Origin of the sequence: Allolucifera butyrica (assembly GCF_900476375.1) — a bacterium.
GTDB lineage: Bacteria > Bacillota > Negativicutes > Sporomusales > UPPP01 > Lucifera > Lucifera butyrica.
The window spans coordinates 16,066-32,517 of the sequence record NZ_UPPP01000084.1 but is presented as its reverse complement, the minus strand read 5'-3'; the positions used below and the strand labels follow the sequence as shown (position 1 = coordinate 32,517).

16 protein-coding genes, 1 tRNA gene and 1 riboswitch are annotated in these 16,452 nt (G+C 46.4%); of the genes, 6 read left to right on the top strand and 11 right to left on the bottom strand.

The features are described 5' to 3' along the window. Positions 1-53: 53 nt before the first annotated feature. Positions 54-233 carry a hypothetical protein gene (locus tag LUCIF_RS17160; RefSeq protein ID WP_122629117.1) on the top strand — a complete coding sequence of 60 codons (180 nt, stop codon included), beginning with the start codon at positions 54-56 and terminating at the stop codon, positions 231-233. A gap of 101 nt (positions 234-334) precedes the next feature. Here LUCIF_RS17160 and LUCIF_RS17155 read toward each other — a convergent pair whose 3' ends face one another. Next, positions 335-580, bottom strand: a complete 246-nt coding sequence (locus LUCIF_RS17155) for a hypothetical protein (RefSeq protein WP_122629116.1) — start codon at positions 578-580, stop codon at positions 335-337. Then, positions 564-758, bottom strand: coding sequence for a hypothetical protein (locus tag LUCIF_RS17150; protein WP_122629115.1), 195 nt, complete (start codon positions 756-758; stop codon positions 564-566). The genes LUCIF_RS17155 and LUCIF_RS17150 overlap by 17 nt, the downstream gene beginning before the upstream one ends. Positions 759-904: 146 nt before the next feature. On the opposite strand from LUCIF_RS17150, the gene LUCIF_RS17145 reads away from it, so the two are divergent. Continuing rightward, the gene (locus LUCIF_RS17145; RefSeq protein ID WP_122629114.1) at positions 905-1,624 is read left to right on the top strand and encodes a thiamine diphosphokinase; all 720 of its coding nucleotides are present in this window, start codon (positions 905-907) and stop codon (positions 1,622-1,624) included. A gap of 35 nt (positions 1,625-1,659) precedes the next feature. Further along, positions 1,660-1,761: riboswitch (TPP riboswitch) on the top strand. Between the two features lie 63 nt (positions 1,762-1,824). Continuing rightward, positions 1,825-2,352 (top strand): energy-coupled thiamine transporter ThiT, encoded by a 528-nt coding sequence (thiT, locus tag LUCIF_RS17140; protein ID WP_122629113.1) that lies wholly within the window; start codon positions 1,825-1,827, stop codon positions 2,350-2,352. Positions 2,353-2,362: 10 nt separating this feature from the next. Here the strand turns inward: thiT and LUCIF_RS17135 are convergent, their stop codons facing one another. Beyond that, entirely contained in the window at positions 2,363-3,676 is a 1,314-nt protein-coding gene (locus LUCIF_RS17135; RefSeq protein ID WP_122629112.1) for a hypothetical protein, read from the bottom strand. Between the two features lie 196 nt (positions 3,677-3,872). Between LUCIF_RS17135 and LUCIF_RS17130 the strand changes: the two genes are divergently transcribed. From LUCIF_RS17130 to LUCIF_RS17120, 3 genes are all read left to right on the top strand, one after another. After that, a tRNA-Arg gene (locus tag LUCIF_RS17130) sits at positions 3,873-3,949 on the top strand. Between the two features lie 409 nt (positions 3,950-4,358). Continuing rightward, entirely contained in the window at positions 4,359-5,168 is an 810-nt protein-coding gene (locus tag LUCIF_RS17125) for a MerR family transcriptional regulator (protein WP_122629111.1), read from the top strand. 46 nt (positions 5,169-5,214) lie between these two features. Continuing rightward, positions 5,215-6,555: an MATE family efflux transporter gene (locus LUCIF_RS17120; RefSeq protein ID WP_122629110.1), complete on the top strand. Its 1,341-nt coding sequence runs from the start codon at positions 5,215-5,217 to the stop codon at positions 6,553-6,555. Between the two features lie 20 nt (positions 6,556-6,575). Here the strand turns inward: LUCIF_RS17120 and LUCIF_RS17115 are convergent, their stop codons facing one another. The 8 genes from LUCIF_RS17115 to LUCIF_RS17080 form a co-directional block, all read right to left on the bottom strand. Beyond that, positions 6,576-7,226: a flavin reductase family protein gene (locus tag LUCIF_RS17115; RefSeq protein ID WP_122629109.1), complete on the bottom strand. Its 651-nt coding sequence runs from the start codon at positions 7,224-7,226 to the stop codon at positions 6,576-6,578. A gap of 75 nt (positions 7,227-7,301) precedes the next feature. Continuing rightward, positions 7,302-8,141, bottom strand: a complete 840-nt coding sequence (locus LUCIF_RS17110) for a helix-turn-helix transcriptional regulator (RefSeq protein WP_122629108.1) — start codon at positions 8,139-8,141, stop codon at positions 7,302-7,304. A gap of 641 nt (positions 8,142-8,782) precedes the next feature. Then, entirely contained in the window at positions 8,783-11,824 is a 3,042-nt protein-coding gene (locus LUCIF_RS17105) for an efflux RND transporter permease subunit (RefSeq protein WP_122629107.1), read from the bottom strand. Continuing rightward, positions 11,821-12,942 (bottom strand): efflux RND transporter periplasmic adaptor subunit, encoded by a 1,122-nt coding sequence (locus LUCIF_RS17100; RefSeq protein ID WP_122629106.1) that lies wholly within the window; start codon positions 12,940-12,942, stop codon positions 11,821-11,823. Before LUCIF_RS17100 ends, LUCIF_RS17105 begins: the two co-directional genes overlap by 4 nt. A 149-nt stretch (positions 12,943-13,091) precedes the next feature. Beyond that, positions 13,092-13,706: a TetR/AcrR family transcriptional regulator gene (locus LUCIF_RS17095; protein WP_122629105.1), complete on the bottom strand. Its 615-nt coding sequence runs from the start codon at positions 13,704-13,706 to the stop codon at positions 13,092-13,094. A 96-nt stretch (positions 13,707-13,802) separates the two neighbouring features. Continuing rightward, positions 13,803-14,492, bottom strand: a complete 690-nt coding sequence (locus LUCIF_RS17090; protein ID WP_122629104.1) for a response regulator transcription factor — start codon at positions 14,490-14,492, stop codon at positions 13,803-13,805. Next, positions 14,470-15,621 carry a sensor histidine kinase gene (locus LUCIF_RS17085; RefSeq protein ID WP_122629103.1) on the bottom strand — a complete coding sequence of 384 codons (1,152 nt, stop codon included), beginning with the start codon at positions 15,619-15,621 and terminating at the stop codon, positions 14,470-14,472. The genes LUCIF_RS17090 and LUCIF_RS17085 overlap by 23 nt, the downstream gene beginning before the upstream one ends. A gap of 154 nt (positions 15,622-15,775) precedes the next feature. Beyond that, complete coding sequence (locus LUCIF_RS17080; protein WP_122629102.1) at positions 15,776-16,426, bottom strand: hypothetical protein; 651 nt, start codon at positions 16,424-16,426, stop codon at positions 15,776-15,778. Between the last annotated feature and the right edge of the window lie 26 nt (positions 16,427-16,452).

Below are 16,452 nucleotides of genomic sequence, written 5' to 3'. Positions count from 1 at the left end.
CTTTAAAATAAAATTTCCTGCTGTCAGACACAATAAAAGAGGGAGGTGATAGCGTGAATACGTATCTGATTTATTTAAGATATTATGAGGAAAATTTTGTTGTCGGTGCGTTTGCTTCCCGGGAGCTTGCGGAAGAATATGTGGCAAGATTTCCGGGGAAAAGTTACAGTATCCGGGAAACACCGCTGCGGACATCAATCCCGCAGGAAGAAATTGAGCCGATTTCCAGTTGAAAAGGACATAGTTGCAGGCTGAAAATGAAAAGCGTATCATGTTTCCGAATCCCATGATACGCTGTAATTATTTATAGATTTAGCCATTCTTTTAGTCCGGGTCATTGTTTTGACGGTGATCCGGATCTTGATTTTGCCGGTTCTTCCTGCTCCCAGGGCTCGTCGGCAGAAGGCTCTGGGGGGGATACGGTAAAATCGGCAGCCATTTCGGCATCATTTTTAGCCCGCAACAGGTCTTGAATAAAACCGCCTGTCGCCGGCGTGACGTAGTTGACAACCTGGGAACGGGATACATTACGGTTGAATTCGGGCTGCATTTTTGACCCTGAATCATTGGATGGTCCCATGGGTATGACCTCCCCGCTCATTTTTGGTCTGGTTATCTTGCGTAGCATCGGTGGCGCCATAAATATATTCTTCTGCTGAATGAAGCGCATCCTCATTGGGTAACAATCCCGATTCCTTGTATTCCGGCGGTTCGGGATTGTTAGCGCTATAACCGGGATTTATTTTGTTTTTTGGCATTTAAATTCACCTCCAGCTGTATTTTTCCCCGAAATGTGCATTGCATGACAGTAAGCCGCCATTATTTCATGGGATTATAAAGGGAATCGCTGGGACTTTGCCGAAAATAAATAAATATAAAATACGCGAAATGGAAGGTTGGGGCAGTGGGAAATACTTTTGTATTGCCACAGGCGGCTGTGGAATTTGTGAATCCTCTCCCGGAAAAACAGGTTCTGTTAGTAGCGGGAGGGCGCAGTCCCGACGGTTTGTGGCTGACTGAACTGGCTGCTGCCCATCCGGCTATATGGTGCGCCGACCGGGGAATTGACGTTTGTTATCAATACGGTCTTTTGCCGGAACGCTTGATCGGCGACGGGGACAGTGCTTCGTCCGAAGCCTGGAATTGGGCCCGGCGGCAGGCTGTTTTCGTTGAACAGTATCCCGTTGACAAGGATCTGACTGATTTACAGTTGCTGCTACAGCGCGTCGGGGATGTATACGGTGAGAGTACTGTTGTGGCTACCGGCTGCTGGGGCGGACGGTTTGATCATTTATGGAGTAATGTAATTTCTCTGACCGGCGGTCCGGACCATGGCATTCATGCTTGCTGCCTCGCCGACGAAAAAGAACTGTTGGTTTTGCTGCACGGTAAAAATGGCGTTAAAATCGGGCTAAAGAAAGAGGTAACGGCGATTTCCCTGCTGGCCTTCACTCCCGTCTGTCAGGGAGTGAGCATTAAACAGGTTAAATGGCCGCTGACGGCGGTAACGCTGCGCTATGCAATGCCCTACGCCGTTAGTAACTTACCGGCGGCAGGGGGGACAAGTTTCCAGGTTGCGGTTGATTCGGGTTGCCTGGGTGTTTATTGTTGTTTTAAGACTTGAATTTAAAATGGAAAAATGTTACAATCAAGAAAAAGAAATTGTGCTAGGGGTGCCGGTGCCGGCTGAGAAATGAGTAATCATTAACCCTCACACCTGATCTGGATAATACCAGCGTAGGAAAGCGACGGAAGAAAAAAGCCGTAATCCGATTCTGGATTACGGTTTTTTTAGCGCGCTCCGGCACAGAGGAGGTATTGGGGATGAACCATAGGAAGTTTGACACAAAATTAGTAGCTCAGATTGGCGTTATGCTGGCGTTGGCAACGGTTTTAAAACTATTTAAAATTTATCAGATGCCCCAGGGCGGCAGTGTGACCATGGGGAGCATGGTGCCTATTTTGGTCATGGCCTATCTGCATGGTCCACGGGTTGGCATGATTACAGGATTTCTGTTCGGTATGGTCACCATGGTGCAGGAGCCGTATTTTTTGCATCCCGTACAGATTTTGCTGGATTATCCTTTGCCGTTTATGGCCTTAGGACTGGCCGGTTATTTTCCGAACCGGATCTTATTGGGGACTGTAGTGGCGATCGGTGGCCGCTTTTTCTGTCACTTTTTATCTGGGGTGGTCTTTTTTGCCAGTTACGCGCCGCAGGGAATGTCACCTTATGTCTATTCCTTTCTTTTTAACGCCAGTTATTTAGGACCGGAGCTGATTATCAGCGTAGTTTTGCTGAAGCTGCTGCCGTTAGCCCGTCTGAAAGCCAAACTGTCGATTCCGGCTTGAGAAAGATTTTTCACTCCAGATAATAACGGAGGGCGGCCTCAATTAACTGCTCCGTTGGCGGACAGGCAGGGGAAACAGGATGCCCGCAATAGGCGGCAGCCATCCGGTGTCTGCTGCAGGGCAGTTGATCGTGACACTGCCGGCAATCGGCCCGCTGCCGGGCATTTTGCTGCTGCCAATTTTTAAAAGCCGGGCCGTTCCAGGTAAGCTGGGGATAGAAAGAACCCAGCTTACCTTCTTTTTGTCCGTTTACATTAGTGGCCGGCCAGGCATGAATCGTTCCCTGCTGGTCGCCAAGCCAGACCGGGTCAGCGGGATCCCAAAGAGGATTTTTGCCTTCCGGTTCTAAGCTGTGACGGATAAATTCGAAGTCCACAGGCCGGACCTTTTTCATTAGCGGGTGTTGTTTACTGAGTACAGCCAATTGCTGCCAAAATTTTAGGCGCTCCGGAGCGGGGATGCCGGTTTCGTCAAAGGGAAGTTCTAACAGAATGGCAAATTGTTTTGGGTCAAGGGATAATAAATTCTGGCTTTCTAAAGCTGTTATTAGGGGAACCATATTGTCAAGTTCGCGGTTAACCAGTATATGAAGCAAGATGGGGACTTCATGCCGGATTAGCGGAACGAGAGCAGCTGCTATGGCCGTAAAACAGGGAGAGGGATCCGCTTGATTCCGGGAAGCGGTACCGGATACAGGAGCGGGCTGGAAAACAATGTGTACTTTTTGTGCCGGCAAGGTAACTAGCGTAGTAGCATAGCCGGCCAGTTCATGACTGTCAATCACCAGGGAAAAGGGATAATTATAGCGTAAACACTGGCTGCTGAAATAGCGCAGCAGGGTGTTTTGCCTGTCAGGCTGTCGGGACCGGCTAATCATGAAGAGGAGCGAAGGCGGCATTGCGTGTTTCTCAAAATGCGTCGCAAAATTAAAAAATGCATTCATAACTTCATACGCGGCGCTCGCCGGGGAATGTGGATCTTCACCGGCAATGGATGGGTGGGTAAATAAGACGGGACTGCTTGCAGCAGTTAGACAAAGCCGGATGGGAGCATTTTGTAAATGCTGTTGTATCCGGCCGTATTCCGCCGCTGCCCGCTGCGACTCTTCCTCCTGGGCGGCAAATAAATATCCCTGCCGTGTTAAAGCATTGATAAACTGACGGTCAACATCCTGTATATCCGCAGACAGCTGTATAGTTTGCAACTGGCTGTGCTGAAATTCATCCAATAAATCGAGACCATTTGTAAGTGAATTATATAAAACATAGCGTTTACTTTCTGCCGAGCGGAGTTTAACAATGGTATTATATTGACTGTAATACATCGTTAGCACCTCCGATGCGTATGCTTACAATAAATGTAACACTGCTGAGCGCTTATCACAAGTAGTTTTCGGTTTTGGTGTTTACTTTGTTCTTTCGTAGTGTACTTGTGGGAAGGCGACGAAACAAGTTTAAAATAATAAATTACAGTTGACATTCTGCATACTAATAGATATAATAGATAAGTAAGTTGAATTTGACTCCGTAGCTCAGCTGGATAGAGCGTTTGACTACGAATCAAAAGGCCGCAGGTTCGAATCCTGCCGGGGTCGCCATAGATATCTCAAAGGTTTTACGATACTTTCGTAAAGCCTTTTTTGTCGTTTTTATAGCAATTTGACAACAACACAGCCGCGGTAGGAAAATAAAAAAGCTAAGGTTTGCGGTTATTTTCTTAATAATCTAAAACTGAGGCTAACCGTTTCCGGTTAGACAACCTATGGGGCTGGCGTGCTAGCAACACGTCAGCCCCATAGGTTGTAAAATATGTAACTGAAAAGGCCTACAATCGGTCGAGAAGAAATTCTGTCTGCGAGGCTTTAGTTTACCAGCAGTCTCGTTCCTATTGTCAAAGAGATGTGATACAATACCCGTATAAATTGTAAAGCTGGGCCACTGTAGTTTGAGCGGCAAGATTTATGATACAGTGAGGCAGTCTAACGGGAATTAGGCAGGTAAGAGTGTATGAACCATAAGTGGAAGATTGGCGAAATGGCGAAACTGTTCGATATATCAACCGATACGCTGCGCTATTATGAGAAGGCCGGACTGCTTTCGTCCGACAGGCATTGCGATAATGGTTACCGGTATTATTCCTATGATGATCTTGTGATTCTTATGGATATTTTGCTTTTCCGTAACATGGAGGTAGCTGTTAAGGATATTCGACCAATGATAACAAGGATGGACCTTGGCGATATTAAACAGGTATTGATACAAAATGACAAGCTTGTTGAGGAGCGAATCGAAGCTTTGGTAAGGCAGCGGACATTGCTCGGGCAAATTATTGCTCAGTATGAACTATGTGAACAACAGCTTGGCAAATTTTCACTTGTGCCGGCACCTGATTTTAAATATAAATTCTGGGGCGCGCAGGAGGAGGATCTGCTTCAGATTATTCGCCATTATAAAAAGCCGGATCGGAGCTGGATGCATAGTGCTCGCTATACCTTGTTGTTGCCGCCGGACGAACTGTTCAATAATCGGAGTTTTGATTCGGCGCAGATTGGCATCAGCTTTGATAAGGAGACCCTGAGTAAGCTTGATTTATCTGAGCAGCAAGAGTTTTCTTCTTTACCGGAAAAGGATTGTCTGTATACGGTATTGGGTACGGATTATTCCCGGCAGGAAAATGAAGTCCTGGTTAAAGCGTTGGCTTGGCTGAAAGAGAAAGGCAGGCAAGTTGAGGGGCCCTTGCTCGGGCGATACCTGGCAAGTACCCATAAAGACGGTTACGATTACTACGAAATTTGGATTGTGCTACATTCTGCTTGACCTTGGAGTTGCTCCAAGGTTTATTCTTTTGTATGGGGTGAGATATATGAGAGAAAATATTTTGGGCACAGAGCGCATTGGCAAGCTATTTTTACAGTATAGTATTCCGACTATTGCGGCTATGCTGTTTCTAGGACTGAATACGATTGTGGACGGATTATTTGTAGGCCGCTATATCGGTACAGATGGGTTGGCTTGTGTTAATATTGCGATGCCTTTCAGCAGTTTCTTGTTTGCATTTAGTGTGGTTATTGGCATTGGAGCGCAAAGTTTGATCGGCAGAAAACTGGGGGAGGGGAATGTCATGGCGGCCAATACCGCTTTTAGAACAGCGGGGCTGCTCGCCGGGGGAGTTTCGCTGTTATTTATGGCCGCCGCTATGAATTTTCCTGTCCAGATTGCGTATTTTTTGGGAGCCAATGAACATTTAATGCCGCAGGTTGCCGCATATATTGGTTATTTAGGGTTGTTTTTACCTTTCCTTGCGCTTATGATGGTACTGGATTATGCGTTAAAAACGATAGCTATGCCGGTCTATGCCATGCTGGCCCTGGTGGTTGCCGTCGGGAGCCATATGTTATTTAATTGGCTGCTGATTGCAAAACTTGCATTGGGCATGAAAGGGGCGGCCTTCGCTACCGGGATTGGTTTCCTGATTGCATTTGGGATGGCGGCACTGCCTTTTTTTACTAAAAAGGCAGTGTTAAGACCTTTTGCCGGCAGTTTCAGTAAACATGCGGCCGGACAGATTCTTTACAGCGGTTTATCTGAGGGATTGAGCGAGATAGGGACAGGGATTACTACTTTTTTGTTTAATATTACGCTGATGCGTTATGTGGGTGAAATGGGCGTGGCTGTTTTTACTGTCATTAGTTATTTGGCGTTTATTGGCAATAATATTCTGATCGGATTGTCCGATGGCGTGGGGGCGATCATCAGCTACAATTATGGAAGCCGTCAGATGGATCGGGTAAAAAAGGCATTGCAGCTGGTTTCTGCTACTGGTTTTGTGATCGGTGTGGGAATTTTTATTGCAATTTTTGTTTTTAGCAAAGAAGTCATTGCATTATTTTTAAATGAAGGAAATGAACAGGTGCTTGTTTTTGCTGTGGAGGGTGCGAAGCTGTATGCATTTGCTTTTCTGGTTAATGGTTTAAATATTGTTACAGCCGGTTATTTTACAGCCATTGGCAGTCCCAGGAAGGCGGTATTCATTGCATTGAGCAAAGGAATCGTATGGATTGCAGCCGGCATTGCCGTGTTGCCGGTTTTGTTTGGCATTCAGGGCATCTGGCTGGCGGTTCCTATTGCAGAATTTATTACGGTTGTGTTGTCTGGATGCTTATTGTATCGGCACTTCAAATATCCAATTCGCTTGTGTCAATAATGAGGAACAGGTTGATAGCGTTAGCCGTATTTTTTTATTACCTCAATCACTCCGATTCCCGACAGTTTCCCCTGGCCATTCGACGGGTTTTGGGGCTGGTGAATATTGAACAGAAAGCCATCCTGTCCATAACGCGCATAGGCATTCTCGCCGAGCTTTTCGTCCAGGGCAATGGCTTGTACCTTGCCGATGACCAGAGCGGACGTTCCTTGCTGGGATAGATCTTTTTCCATTACGAGGCTGCATTCCAGAGTTAAAAAGCTTTCTTTGATCCGCGGGACACGAACGGTTTTGGCCGGTTCGGGCGTGAAACCGCCGGCTGCGAATTCGTCGGTTTCGAAATCATTGCTGACAATGGTACGTTGGCATTGTTCGAAGTAATCATGGCTGAGAAAATTCACACAGAACTCTTTGGTTCGCAGAATGTTTTGATAAGTATGCGTCCGGCGGAGCAGTCCCGGCATGATTGCATAAAAGCCGCCGCCGTCGCCGGAGAAGGAACTCCAGGAATGCAGGCAGGCGTTAGGCTGTCCATTTTCTTTATACGTCGAAATCATAAACAACGGATGGGGAATGCCGCACACAAATTCAAACCAATGAAATACTTCATATTGTCCGGGCCATTCTTCCTGAAAATACACCGGTTTTTGTTCCGTTACTTCAAGTTTCACAGAGGGGCCTCCTTTGTTCGTTTTTTCTTCACTTTACCACAACAACCGGCGGCTGTATTGTAAAAAAACGACAGGCTAACTCCGGGCATACTGCAAGGCTGTCAATGGTGTCTGTCCCGCAAACTTCTTGAAATTGTTGATAAAATGCGATTGATCGGAAAACTGGTAGCGATAGGCAAGATCGCTAAAATTGCGGCTGCGGGCGCAAAGCATGTCCTGCCAGATCATTTGAAAGCGGATAATGTCGGCAATTTTTTTGGGGGAAGCCCCTGTAAACTCTGCAAAGAGACGTTCCAGCTGTCTTGGGCTGACCGCTAAAGTGGCGCACAGGTCCGGCACACAAACCAAGCCTTTGCTTTTTAAGATAAGATGGAACGCATTCAGGACATTGGGGTTTGCAGGATGCGAATTTTTAAGGCGGTGTAACAAATAGTTTTCCGCCGCCGCTGCCCGGCCGGTTATGGTTTGTCTTTCCAGCAGCGCACCGGTTAATTTTTCCCGGAAGTCGCGAAAATAATGGTCCACATCCGTAAATGTGTTTAATGCTTCCTTCATGCCGGTGTCGGCAAACAGAGCGACAGCCCAGAAGTAAAAGCGGATGGCAAAGGTTGACGTTAAGGCCGTCCGGTTATCAGCCGCAGCAGAAAAGGGAACGTCGTTGATACCGCAAAAAGCGGCGTTTATTTTTCCCGAACTGTGATTGATGGTAACGATAATGTCCATGCAGGCATCCGGAATGACGAGGGTAGGCGATTCTGCCTTTTCTGCTTCCGGGAAGGGTGGCTGGGGGCAAGCTGATCCCCAGAAACAGCGTATATAGGGCCTTAACAGATTGCTTGGGGGGATTTCCATGTATTGCAGTGTATGTTTGGGCCTGGCAATAAGGGGATAAAACAGGTCTGACAAGGCGTGCATTCAGTTCACCTCCGGTACCGGGTTACTGCTTGTCTTGTTATTTCGTCATTTACATTATAGCATTGCCAAGGGAGTAGCAAGAAGCAGTTTGTATTTTATGTTGTTTTCTGTTTATCGGGTCGGCCACGGCAGCCAAACCGTGCCGCCGCGCCCCGTGTGACGGGCCTGCCGGAAAGGGAGTCGGGAAATGTGCAGCGGGGAAATAAAAAGGCCGCTCTCGTGTTGAGAAGGCGGTGCAAAACCGGGAACAAAAACTTCCTTTTTTACCACTGGGAAAATATGTTATACTAAGCGTAACAGGTTGTTGGGGACGGTTAGCCACACCCTTTTGAAAGGGGGTGGTGCTTTATGACTACATATGAGACGTTGTCATTTGCGGTCGCATTTGCTATGTTAATCGTATTGATCATAAAAAAGAAATAACCGCCCCATGCCAGGGTTCGCGGTTATTTCTTAAATAATCCCAACTCAGGCTAACCGTTTCCGGTTAGACAACCTGTGGGGCTGGCGTGCGACAACACGTCAGTCCTTTTCTTATATTATACCCATAGAATGTAAAATATGCAACCGGTCAGAGAAAATGGGGCCGGCCGGTATGAATTTTTGAGCGAGATACAGAGGGTCCTGGAATTAATTCATCGTTAAACTTTATACCAGGCAGCATACATAACCGGCAGTACCAGCAGTGTCAATACTGTGGCGGCAAACAAGCCGGATCCGATAGCGACCGCCATTGGCCCCCAAAATATGTTGGAAACTAAAGGAATCATCGCTAAGATAGCAGCTGCTGCCGTCAGCAAAATGGGGCGTAAGCGGGTTACTGCAGCATTAATGATGGAATCCCGTACGTTTTCGCCGACAGCGAGATGCTGGTCAATTTGGTCTATTAAAATCACTGAGTTGCGCATAATGATCCCGGATAGGGCTAATATACCGAGCTGTACGACAAACCCGACCGGCTTTCCCGTTAAAAAGAGACCGACGGCGACACCGATGATACCCAGCGGCGCCGTCAATAAAGTTAATATCATTTTAGGGATATTTTGCAGTTGAAGCATCAGGAGAATCATGATGATGATCATCATGGCCGGTACAGGGGCCATGAGCAGCCGGGTTTCCTTGATGCTTTCTTCGGTTGAACCGTCATATTGGATCGTATAGCCGGGCGGCAGACCGGCGCGCAGCTCATGGAGGCTTTCATATACTTGACGGGTCACATCATCCCCGGTGACGCCCGGTTTGATTTCCGCCTGCACGAGGATCGCCGGTTTTAAATCGCGGCGATAAATTAATCCGTCTTCCGCTTCAAAGCTGATTTTGGCAATCTGCGCAAGCGGTATATAGTTGCCACTTCCGATAGGGATGGAAAGGTCCTTGACACGGGCAGGGTCATTTCTGGAATGAGCATCAAAACGCAAGATGACCGGGATGGTTCTGTCGGCTTGCCGGAATTCGGCAATGTTTATTCCGGATAAATCAGTTTGGAGCGCGGCGGCCAAAGACTCGGAAGTGATACCCAGGTTGCGGGCTTTGTCCTGGTCAATGGATAAATGCATAATTTTACTTTTTTCATACCAGTTCATATTAACATTTTTGGTGTTGGGATTAGCGGCCATGACCGTTTGGACCTTTTTAGCGATGGCCCGGACTTTGTCATGGTCATAACCCTCTACGCGCAGCATAACAGGATAGTCGGCAGAGGTTCCGTTGCTGATTACTTTCATATGGACCTGAACGCTGGGAAACTCTTCCGCTAACAATCTGTTGATTTTGGTATGCAATTGGTTACGGGCATCCGTATTTTTAGCAACAATAACAAATTCGGCAAAATTGGTTCGATTAAAAGTAGGGTCGAAAGTAAGAACAAAACGGGGCGCTCCTTCCCCCACATGATAGGTATAGTAAGCAATCAGGGGATCGCCATTCAGTTTCCGGGCCAACTGACCGGCTACTGCTGCCGTGTTTTTCAGGGAAGCTCCGTCCTGCAATTTTAGCTGGACAATCAGTTCCGGCCGGGTGGATGCGGGAAAGAATTCTTCTTTCACCAAGGTTAGTAAGCCGACGGAGGCGATAAACAAAACCAAAGTAGCGGTTAACACGATTTTACGATGGGTCAGACACCAACTGAGCATTTGTTTAAACAACCGGTAAGGCCTGGAATCATATACAGGGTTCTCTTTTTTGTTTTTTGCCGTGGCTGCGGGCTGGATAAAGAGGTATCCCAGGAGTGGCGTTACGGTAGCGGCGACAATCCAGGATATGATTAGCGCAATGTTGATCACCGAAAAAATGGACGAGCAGTATTCGGAGGCGCTGCCTTGGGCAAACCCGACCGGGATAAAACCGGCGCAGGTAACAAGGGTTCCCGTCAGCATGGGAAAAGCGGTGGCGCTATAGGCGAAGGCGGCGGCGTTCAGCCGTTCCCAGCCCTGCTCCAATTTCACGGCCATCATTTCGATGACAATCATCGCATCGTCGACAAGCAGCCCCAGAGCGATGATGAGCGCTCCCAGAGAGATCCGCTGCAGGTCAATATTCTTTAAATACATGATGGTAAAGACAACGGCAAGGACAAAAGGAATGCAGAGGGCGACGACGAAGCCCGGGCGCATGCCGAGGCTGGCAAAGCTAACAATAAAAATAATGAGTATTGCTTCGGCCAGCGATTTTACAAATTCGTTAATGGAATTTTCTACAATTTTCGGTTGATTTACGGTCTGATGGATTTCCAGTCCGGCAGGCAATTCCTGCTGAATCCTGGCAATGGTTGTTTCCAGACGCTTTCCCAGGGTGAGAATGTTTCCCCCGGATTCCATGGAGACGGCAATCCCTATGGCAGGCTGGCCATTGTAAAAAAACTCGGGATCCGCCGGCTCGGCATAAGCGCGGGTTACTTTGGCGATATCCCCCAGGCGGAAAGTGCGTCCGCCGGCTGTAATGGGAAGGGTCCGGATGTCCTCTACCCGTTCAAACATACCCGTTAGGCGCAGATATACATTATCGGTCGACGTTTCAAGCATTCCGGCGGCCGTCATGGAATTTTGCGCCTGAATCGTGCCGGTAATCAGCGCAGGATCGATTCCCAACCGGGCCATTTTACTATTTTCTATATTGATGTAGATACTTTCGGTTTGTGTGCCCAGCAGTTCAACTTTTTTTACACTCGGTACGTCCCGGAGGATGCGGCGGATTTTTTCCGCCTTTTCCCGCAGTTCTTCATAGGTATAGCCATCCCCGGTAAGAGCATAAATAATCCCGTATACGTCATCAAAGCGGTCGTTAAACTGCGGGGGCTGAACGCCGGTGGGCAAAGTGGCCGCCATGTCATTAACCATGTTGCGGACTTCCAGCCATTTGGCGCGAACGTCTTTCTTCGGCACCGTATCTTTCAAATTGACGTAAATAATAGTTTGTCCCGGCCTCGAATCACTTTGTAAATAATCCAGGCCCGGTAAATCCTGCAGCTTTTTTTCCACTTTGTCCGTCACCTGTTCTTCCATTTGACGGGCAGTGGCTCCCGGCCAGGCTACGCTAACTACCATTTGTTTGATTGTAAAATCGGGGTCTTCCATACGTCCTAGATTTATATAGGAAAACAAGCCAGTGGTAAAAAAGAGGGCCATGAAAAAATAAATAAATTGCTTGTGCTTAAGAGCCCATTCTGCCAGGTTGGAATTTTTCATAAGGAATCACCGCCTGATCTTGCCTTTTGCCCCTCTCTGAGCTTATGGACTCCGGCAGTTACAATGCAGTCGCCTTGTTTGAGGCCGCTTAGCACTTGAATCGTTCCGTTGCCGAATTGACCGGTTGTAATTGGCTGTAGGGCGAGCACATTATCCTTTACTACCCAAACGGCAGGTGTATTCCCAGTTTGATAAACGGCCGCCAAAGGAATATTTATAGTTTGTTGCGCACGGCTGTCAGCCACATGAACCGTTGCTGTCATGCCGAGCTCTATTGCCGGCGGCGGATTGATTAAACGAATCCGTGCTTTAAAAGTACGGGTAATGGGATCGGCCATCGGGGCAATTTCTCTTATTTTCCCCGCTACAGTCACCTTGGGAAGAGCCCAAAAGGTTACTTTAATTTGTCCTGCATTACACAGTTTTTCCATTCGATTTTCCGGAACACTGATCTCCACCTCGCGTTCGCCATCCTGTACTATAGTAATAACCGTTTGGCCGGCACCGACTACTTGCCCCGCTTCGGCGGCGATATTAGACACAATACCCGGTTTATCGGCCCGTAGGCGACTGTAAGCCAGTTGATTGGCGCTTTGTACATATTGGGAAGAAGCCTGCTGTTCCCCGGCAGCGGCAACATTATAGGCATTGACATATTGTTCATACAGGGCCTGACTAATCGCTCCATCAGCGAAAAGTTTTTTATAGCGGTTCAGATTGCTTTCAGCCAGCCGCAACTGTGATTCGGCAGAAGCTACCTGGGCTGAACTGCTAGTTACCATTTGCTGAATGTCTTGGGCATCAATCCGCATTAATATATCACCGGCCTTGACTTTACTGCCCAGTTCTACATTTCGCTTAATGATCTTTCCGCCGACTTGAAACGCCAGATGGCTTTCATACCAGCCGCGCACTTCACCGGCATAGGTGTATTCTTGTGTGTCTTCTGCAGTGTGAATCGTAATTGTACGTACAGTAACAGTCTCTTCAGCCGGAATCTTCGTTTCGCTATTCTGACTCAGGATAACACTCGCGGCAATACAGAGTCCTGCTGCCGCAGCTAAACCATAATGTAATTGTTTTTTAGGAAGTTTAGTTAGCCAATGGAATCGTTTCATGAATGGACTCCTTTTCATAATTATTTTTTATAGAGGGTGATCTGAAATTTTATTAATTGAACTATATTCAATTAATTTGTCTAAAAAAACCGCTTATCCAAAACCGGTTTGGATAGCGGGATTTTTCGTAATTATTTTTTTACTGGCGATCACAGTAAGATATGAATTGTTTTTTCCTGTGCGCCCAATGCTTTTTCAATAAGGGCTTCCGCCATGCTTAAGCGAAAGGACAAAATATCGGCAGACGTTTTTTGATAAAGCGCTTCACTTAAAAAATCCGTAATAACCAGGATATAATCCACGGCGGTGGGGGGGTGAGACACACAGAAATCCTGATTGCCAATTCCCTCTTCCAAAATTTTTAGCAGCCAGGGAGAGAGCGCCAATTCGAGTTGATGAAATAATTGGACCTTAAGATGCAAATTTTGCGCAGCATACAGCATATTGAGCAGTAATCCGTCTTTATAAGCGGCCTTATGTAACACCGTCGATACGATTAAAGCGATTTTTTCCGCTGGAGAGCTGTTAAGACAGATTACATTTTTGATCTCTGAAATCAGGAAAGCGGCGTGCCGCTCCAGCAGGGTTTCCAATACTTCCTCTTTGGATTTAAAGTAATAATAAAGCATTCCCTGGGCAACCCCCATTTTTTTGGCGATGTCCCGGATCGTTGTTGCCTGGTAGCCCTGGGTGAAAAATAGAAGATCGGCGGTGTCTAAGATTTCATTGATACGGATTTGGGGATCTTGCGGCGTTCTGGCCATGGCTATCTACCTCGATAATTTGAATTATATTCAAATTATAAAGCTTGTTAGAAAATAATGTCAAGAATAATTTTTTTAAAATAATTTAAAAGTTCTTTAAAGGGAATTAAAGCGATAACCCGTGCCCCATAACGTCTCAATGAACTCCGGATTGGCCGGGTCCTTTTCCAGCTTTTTGCGCAGCTTTTGGATATGAACCGCTACGGTGGCTACTTCGCCAAAGTTATCATTACCCCAAATCACATCAAAAATATGTTCTTTACTAAAAACGATATTGGGATTGGAAGCCATAAAGAGTAAAAGGTCATATTCCTTGGTGGTCAGTTGAATTTCGCTGCCATTTACAAAAACCTTATGCGATGCCGTATTAATTTCCAGACCTTTATATTGAATTATATCCTGCGCCGGCCCCGGACCTTTTAATCGTTGGTACCGTTTGAGATGAGCCTTGATTCTTGCCACCAATTCCGCCGGACTAAACGGTTTAGTTAAATAATCATCGGCGCCGAAATCAAGACCGCGGATTTTATCGATATCTTCTGTTTTGGCCGATACGACAATGACCGGGATTTCCTGATTCCTGCGGATTTCTTTAATGATCTCAAAGCCGTCTTTATCGGGCAGCATCAAATCGACAACAACAGCGTCATAGGCAGCGGAAGCCGCCCTTTTCAAACCTGTCAGTCCGTTTTGGACAATTTCCGCTTTATAACCATTTAATTGCAAATAATCGCGTTCGAGTTCGGCAATATCAAGGTCGTCTTCAATGATCAGGATGCGTTTCATTGTAAGCCTCGCTTTCCTCGTTCAAAATTGGGAGCCGGACCGTAAAGCAACTCCCCTCGTTTACGGTGCTGGAAACGGTGATTTTTCCGCAGTGGGCTTCAATGAGTTCTTTAGCAATGGCCAGTCCCAAACCCGTCCCGGTGATTTCTTTCGGGCGTTCCGAATGAATGCGGTAAAACCGGTCAAAAATAAAAGGCAGTTTTTCGTCAGAAATACCGGGTCCGTTATCCTTGATATCGATAGAAACAAAGTCATTTTGGCGATATAATGTTATCGAGAGCAGTAAGCCCTCCGCCGGACCGTGCAGGATGGCGTTATTTATGATATTATTGACCGCTTGCCGGAACCGTTTGCCATCAAGTTGTACTAAAACATTTTCCAGGGAATCGGCGTGGTAGTGAAATTCAATATTCCGTTCACTAAAATCAAAGCGGTATTCTTCCATCAAGTCATCCATAAAGGCCCGGATTTTTGTGTTCTGATATTGAAACTCCAATTTTTGCATGTCCAGTTTGGCAAATAAAAAGAGATCGTCAATTAGCTTATTCACGTAAACGGTGTTATGATAAATGGTCTGTAAATATTTGTATCTATTTTCCGCCGAGCCGGGTGCGTTCTCCAAAAGAGCTTCCACGTAGCCTTGAATGGAGGTTATGGGCGTTTTCAGATCATGGGAGATATTGGCAATTAGTGCTTTGCGGTTTTCTTCATATTCGGATTTGATTTTTTCACTTTCATAAAGTTTCGCCGTCATTTCATTAAACGAGTCGATGACGATGGCAATGTCATTAGGCATACCATAGTCAATTTTTACGTTATAATTTCCTTTAGCAACTTCGTCCAGACCCTGTTTAATCTTTATCATGGGCTTGATTGTTTTCCGGTCAAAGCGCAATAAGAAAAAGAAGTGAAGTATTTCTTTAATAATAATTACTGAACCGAAAAAAATTACCAGTCCTTTATTATTGGCCCAGATAAATAATAAATAGAATATAGTCAGGTTAAATAAGATAGTGACAGGACGAAGAAAACGGAAATATTTATAATGCCGCAGGAAATGATCCCGGTGATACTTTCGCCGTAAATACGGGGGAATATTTTTTTGATGCGGGTGATGGCAATGGTCCATGGATTTCACCTTTCACTTATTTATGTTCCTTATTATAATGGATAACAATCCAGGGCGCAAAGAGAGTATTTGCGCCCCGGACTTCAATAAATGCAGCAATTTTTTCCCAGGTATAATAGGGGCAGCGGGAAGGATGCTGCCGGTTAGGATGCTTTTACCACACCAGGGAGAGTTCCGCGCTTGCCGTTAGAGCGGCTTGTTGAGTTTGAGAATCGGAGCGATTCCCGGCGGCAGTAATTACTATTTTTTCTACTTCTGAGTTTTTGTTGACAAGCGCAATCAATCCGAAATCGAGCGGATCTCCGGACTGGAAATCTTGAAGCAGGCTGCAACCCAGAGGATGCCGCAAGGCGACATGAGCCACTTTTTCCCGAACCAGCTGCTTTGCATCAGCCGGAAGATCGGTCGCTTTTAGCGATAATTCAATTGTTTGGTTATCCTTTTCTTCCATTTGTAACGCGTTTAAAATACTTAAGGCCAAGGCCCATTTGGCAAATTTCCGCTTTAGTCCCTCTCGCCCGTGGCAATGGGAGTGATGTGGCGGTAGAAATTCGTGGTGCCCTCTATCCGGCGGACAATGCGGGAACCGGTCATAATATTCGTGGCCCTCTGTCCTTGCCTCATAATTTGCTTCCGCATTCATTTTTACTCTGGTTTGACCGGTTGATAGATTCTTTGCAAAGTCCTTCTGAATGGTAAATACCTTCACCTGGTCTTTTTCAATTTCCGCCCTTAACACCCCGGTTACGGCTTCTTTGCTTTTAAATGTTTGGAAGACATCGTACAAAAGTTTAATTTTGTTCATGAAAAAATAACCTCCTTAGTTGTTAT

Coding starts and splice junctions, on each gene's coding strand:
- LUCIF_RS17095 (WP_122629105.1), bottom strand. CDS start 13,706: ATGGCCAGAACGCCGCAAGATCCCCAAATCCGTATCAATGAAATCTTA.
- LUCIF_RS17090 (WP_122629104.1), bottom strand. CDS start 14,492: ATGAAACGCATCCTGATCATTGAAGACGACCTTGATATTGCCGAACTC.
- thiT (WP_122629113.1), top strand. CDS start 1,825: ATGAACCATAGGAAGTTTGACACAAAATTAGTAGCTCAGATTGGCGTT.
- LUCIF_RS17085 (WP_122629103.1), bottom strand. CDS start 15,621: ATGGACCATTGCCATCACCCGCATCAAAAAAATATTCCCCCGTATTTA.
- LUCIF_RS17100 (WP_122629106.1), bottom strand. CDS start 12,942: ATGAAACGATTCCATTGGCTAACTAAACTTCCTAAAAAACAATTACAT.
- LUCIF_RS17155 (WP_122629116.1), bottom strand. CDS start 580: ATGGGACCATCCAATGATTCAGGGTCAAAAATGCAGCCCGAATTCAAC.
- LUCIF_RS17135 (WP_122629112.1), bottom strand. CDS start 3,676: ATGTATTACAGTCAATATAATACCATTGTTAAACTCCGCTCGGCAGAA.
- LUCIF_RS17105 (WP_122629107.1), bottom strand. CDS start 11,824: ATGAAAAATTCCAACCTGGCAGAATGGGCTCTTAAGCACAAGCAATTT.
- LUCIF_RS17120 (WP_122629110.1), top strand. CDS start 5,215: ATGAGAGAAAATATTTTGGGCACAGAGCGCATTGGCAAGCTATTTTTA.
- LUCIF_RS17125 (WP_122629111.1), top strand. CDS start 4,359: ATGAACCATAAGTGGAAGATTGGCGAAATGGCGAAACTGTTCGATATA.
- LUCIF_RS17110 (WP_122629108.1), bottom strand. CDS start 8,141: ATGCACGCCTTGTCAGACCTGTTTTATCCCCTTATTGCCAGGCCCAAA.
- LUCIF_RS17080 (WP_122629102.1), bottom strand. CDS start 16,426: ATGAACAAAATTAAACTTTTGTACGATGTCTTCCAAACATTTAAAAGC.
- LUCIF_RS17150 (WP_122629115.1), bottom strand. CDS start 758: ATGCCAAAAAACAAAATAAATCCCGGTTATAGCGCTAACAATCCCGAA.